This window comes from uncultured Cyclobacterium sp., from assembly GCF_963976465.1.
In the GTDB taxonomy this organism is placed as follows: domain Bacteria; phylum Bacteroidota; class Bacteroidia; order Cytophagales; family Cyclobacteriaceae; genus Cyclobacterium.
In genome coordinates this window covers 1-4,984 of sequence record NZ_CAXBOC010000432.1, presented here as the reverse complement: position 1 = coordinate 4,984, position 4,984 = coordinate 1, and the positions used below count along the sequence as shown (strand labels likewise).

4 protein-coding genes are annotated in these 4,984 nt (G+C 34.9%); 1 reads left to right on the top strand and 3 read right to left on the bottom strand.

The window, feature by feature from the left end; all coding sequences use genetic code 11:
• The coding region (locus tag AAC037_RS19590) for a 7TM diverse intracellular signaling domain-containing protein (RefSeq protein WP_339904991.1) at window positions 1–2,068 on the bottom strand (2,068 nt) is incomplete at its 3' end.
• A 480-nt stretch (window positions 2,069–2,548) separates the two neighbouring features.
• On the opposite strand from AAC037_RS19590, the gene AAC037_RS19585 reads away from it, so the two are divergent.
• Entirely contained in the window at window positions 2,549–2,734 is a 186-nt protein-coding gene (locus AAC037_RS19585) for a hypothetical protein (RefSeq protein WP_339904989.1), read from the top strand.
• 452 nt (window positions 2,735–3,186) lie between these two features.
• On the opposite strand, the gene fdhD is transcribed toward AAC037_RS19585, so the two are convergent.
• Window positions 3,187–4,056 (bottom strand): formate dehydrogenase accessory sulfurtransferase FdhD, encoded by an 870-nt coding sequence (gene fdhD, locus AAC037_RS19580; RefSeq protein ID WP_339904987.1) that lies wholly within the window; start codon window positions 4,054–4,056, stop codon window positions 3,187–3,189.
• 1 nt (window position 4,057) lies between these two features.
• Window positions 4,058–4,984: molybdopterin dinucleotide binding domain-containing protein (locus tag AAC037_RS19575; protein WP_339904985.1), on the bottom strand; the 927-nt coding region annotated here is incomplete at its 5' end.

Here is a 4,984-nt window from a genome sequence, read left to right as displayed (position 1 = left end):
GTAAATCCATCAAAATCAAATCAAAAACTTGTGTTTTTAATAATTCAACACCTTCTAACCCATTGTTTGCAATTTTAAAACTTGTGTTAGCCCAATTCCCTAGGATTACTTTTAAAACCATTTGATTAAGTGCATTGTCTTCTACAATTAAAATATTTTTATTTTCTAAATCGAATATCCCATCATTGGCATAATCATAAGGATCTTTAAGTTCCCCAGTTTCAGGAAGGGTATAGTTTAATTGTAAAGTAACTGAAGTACCTTTTCCTTGCTCACTTTGAATATCAATTTTTCCCTGATGTAAATCTACCAGGGCTTTGACAATACAAAGTCCTAATCCTAAGCCACCAAATTTTCGCTTGTCATTATTCTGTCCTTGGCTAAAGGAGACGAAAATACTTTCCAATTTTTGTTTTTTTATTCCCACTCCACTGTCCTTCACCTGTATTTTTAATAAACACTGATTTTCAACTTGTGATATGGCTTCCACCTGTAGCGTTATTTCACCATGTTGAGTAAACTTGATAGCGTTTTTCAAAAGGTTTCCGATCAGCTGTTCTGTTTTTCTTTGGTCTCCAATGATAAGTTGAGGTATTAAACCAATTTCTTTAAAGTTAAAATCAAGCCCCTTGTCTTTTGCTTGGGTGGCATAGGAATGAGCGATTTGGCTAACCATTTTTCTCAGGTCAAAAGTTGCCTTCTCCAGTTTTAATTGACCTTTCTCAATTTTAGAATAATCCAGTACATCATCAATGGCACCAAGTAGACCCAATGAAGAATAATGAATTACATCAAGGTCTGAATAAATCGCATTTTCTTTACTTGTTTCCCTTATGGATTGCGTGAGACCGATAATCGCGTTTAAAGGTGTCCTCAATTCATGACTGATATTGGAAAGAAAATAGGATTTAATTTCATTAGATTCCTCAGATTTCTGCAATGCTATCTCCTGGTGTTTTTCCTTTTCCGATTTCAAAAGCTTGATTCGATTAGACATGGCCAAGGAAAGGAAAATTATTTCAAATCCAGTACCTATTTTAGAACCATTTTCTGTAAAAAAAGAATTTGGAATCAAACTAAAATTGTTAAATATTAAAATAAAGAAACCTATGGTAAAACTTAAAATTGCTAATGCATAAAAGTAATCAAGCTTTATACCCTTAACGTAACTTTTCACCACTGTTAGAATTAATAGTAACATAAGGAGGAAACTTAGCAAGTTTACAGCAGGATAGTAGAATTCTTTTCCATCAGGATAGACAATTACCAAGATCAAGAGAATCCCCAAATTGCTCAGCATAACATTTAGTCCCATGTTCAGTAATTTGTCCCATGCTTTCAAATTGGTGTAGATTTGCGCATACCTACCAAATGCCATTGCTGAAAGGGTGGCAGTAATCAAGATTGCATTTGTATTGAGCCAACCGGAGGAAGGGTTAATGTATTGGAAAAAATAACCATCTAATGACATGTGCAATAGGGCTACCGACAACACATATATACTATATAAAAGAAAACTTTTCTCTCCTATACCAAAATAAAAAAACAGGTAAATACAAGTGGCTAGGGTTAAAATGCCGTAAAATATTCCATGAAACAACTGATTTAGATAGGAACTTAAGACCAAACTTGAAGGGGTATGTAGATCCAAGGGGAGATTGATTACTTCTCCATCACTTTGGTAATGTATATAGACCTTATAAGTTTTGCCAGGCTCTAGATCCATAGGGAATATTATTTTTCTATGAGCGAAACTTTTTTCAGAAAAAGGGATAAGGTCCCCATTATTCAATTTTGTATGGGACCCTTCTTTTAAAATATATAGGTCTACATGGTCTGTAATAGGTCTTCCTGTTTCTAAGAAATATTGTAAAGGGTGCTCAGTTGTATTCTTAATGGCAAAGCGCAACCAATACTTTTCTTTAGTAAAACCCAGGTTGGTTGAAGGGCCTGTTATTGCTTCAAATTTCAATTTGTTTTCAATAGCTAAAAATTCTTCAAATGTTAAATTTTTGTCTCCTACATTCGAAATCTCTGCAAATTCATATATCGATACTGCATCGGTCAAATGCGGCTCTTGAGTTTCAAATGGTTTTGATCCATAAGAAAATGCTGTAGTAGAATAAAAAAATGTAATTAGTATTAAAAAACAATTTTTAAATAAGTAAATCATAAAAAAACAAAATAAATTAAAAGTAAAGAAAAATGATTTATGACTAAAATCCTAGCATATGGCTTTAATTCTTGTAGTAATCGTCTCAATAACTTGACAGATTTTGGGATTGATTTGAGTCATAAAGTCTTTTTTTAAATAAAAATACAATGCTAAACAGACATAATGTCATTGATATATTCTTGGTATTCCTTTTCACATTAGCTTAGGTCTTTGGCATAAGTTTTGAAAAGGCACATTTAAGGAAAATTAAGATTCGGAAAGCTAACATTTATAAGTAGCTAGCGTATTGTTACTCACCGATTAAAAGTCAACCTTGGAGTGGCCAAGATTTGATTCTTAAAATTTTAATGATAGGGTTTAATATTAATTGTTATGGAAACTTCTTATTTGGATTACTACAAGAGGATACTCAAAAGCGTAAGCTTTGATTTAGGCAGGTTGAAAAACGAACTTAACAAAGCAAATCAAATTCTAACAGTTGAAGAAAGGACAAGTTTGAAGAAATGGATGCTTCGAAATGGACTTTATTCAGAAAAGTTGAGGGGAAATGCTTTCTAAGGCATTTCGTTTATTTTTTAACCTTTAAATTTAATCTACAACTAAAAATGTGTTTTTGACTGGTACCTGCATTTTCGATTGCTATAAATAAGCCTCATCCAAAAATGACACAAACGCCATGTATTATTTTTTTTGCGATCAATTTTGAGTGATATTTACCCCCATTTCTGTTTCATTAACCCAATCATTACGATAACATTCTATAATAAGTTAATTCATATATAATAGGGTGTTGATAAATATTACCCTAGTTAATTAACTGAATATTAATCAGTTAAATATTATTTATTCCAACTATATTAGGGGTTAGTTTATTTTTCTGGGGTCAAAAATGCAGAAAAAATACCCTGATCACGGTATTTTTTAAACTGAATGGCCTTTGTACCTTTGAATCAGGTGATAAATAAACTTTTCAAAAATGGATTTAATCCATTGTAAATAGTGGGTAATCGTTAAACTATTTTTTTACCCACTATTTTTATTCTTTTTTCCCCACTGTAGACATTAAAACTTTCTTCTTTTAAGAATCCAATTAAAGTCATCTGTTTTTCCTTTGCAAGATCCACCGACAGTTGCGTAGGAGGACCAAAGGCCAATAATACCGGTATGCCCGCATTGATAGCCTTTTGCGCCATTTCGTAGCTAACACGGCCACTTAGCAAAACAATTTTCTCATTGCTTAAATCAATATTACCTTTTAGGCAAGCTCCAATTAGTTTATCTAAAGCATTGTGCCTACCTATATCTTCTCTAAGTAGCAAGAGGTCTCCATATTGGTCATATAAGGCAGCTGCATGCAAGCCACCAGTATATTTAAATGCTGTTTGAGAGGAGAGCAAGCCTTCAGGGAGTCTCAATATGGTTTCCGGGCTTAATTGCCATTCTGGATTAATAGGCAAAACATGATTTTTGCATTTTACCGCTTCAATGGCAGTCTTGCCACAAACCCCACAGCTTGAATTGGTATAAAAATTTCGTCCTAGCTTTTTTAGGTCTATCTCGAAACCTTCCACAAATTTCACAATTAAGACATTGCCTTTTTCTTCCGGTTTAACCTGCTGACAATACCGCATCAGAAGAATATCTCGGTCGCTTTCTATTATCCCTTCTGCAAATAAAAAACCCAGAGCCAAATCAAAATCATTTCCGGGACTTCTCATGGTTACCAATAAATCTTTTTTATGCCATTCCTTATTTTTCTCAAATTCCAGACGGATTTGCAAAGGAGCTTCTACTGCCAATAGGTCCTGAAAGTGGCTTGATTCAGGCTTGCTGTATTTGTAAATTTTGCTAAAGCTAACCAGACTATTTGTCGCTTCCATCTTATAATTTTTCTAGAAATACTTCTATATATTTTGAGGCCGGACAGTGACTTTCGGCTGAATTATTGTCCAAGGCCACCAAAACATTTCCCTCAGGAAAATAAACGGAAAGACAACCCGGGCTGATGTCGTAGGGAACGACTTGAAAACCTTCTAGTATACGTTTTTCTCCTGCAAAAAGACTGGTTAGTTTCACTAAGTCTCCGGCTTTGCAATCATAATTTTTCATGTCTTCCACATTCATCATCACTACCTCCCTGCTATTGCTAATCCCTCTATAACGATCATCATAGCCGTAAATGGAGGTATTGAACTGGTCGTGACTTCTAACGGTCATCAGAATGAAAGGTGTTTCAGGTTTTCGAGTCGGATTAAGTGGATTAACTGTCAATTGAGCTTTTTTATCAGAAGTATTAAAATTCCTTTCTCTGGCTCCATTGGGCAAATAAAACCCACCTGCTTTCCTCACTTTTTCATTGTATTTATCAAAGCCAGGGATTACGGCCGCTATCTTTTCTCTTATCAGGTCGTAATTTTCTTTCATTCCTTCCCAGTCGGTAGTATTGGAGGGGCCCAGTACAGCTCTGGCCATGTCGCAAATAATACCTACTTCACTTTTTAACAATGGAGAAATGGGTTCAAGATCACCATGTGACATCCTTACTCTTCCAGCCGTGTCTTCTGTACTTACAAACTGAGGACCATGACTACTGATGTCCTTTTCTGTTCTCCCTAGACAAGGCAAGATCAAGGCGTTTTTACCATGAATCAAGTGGCTTCTATTGAGCTTGGTAGAGACATGTAGGGTGAGGGTACATTGTTTTAGACCTTCAAAAACTTTATCCGTATCGGGAGCAGCCAAAGCGAAATTACCTCCCATCCCCATAAAGACCTTTGCTTTGCCTTCAGCCATGGCATGAATTGACCC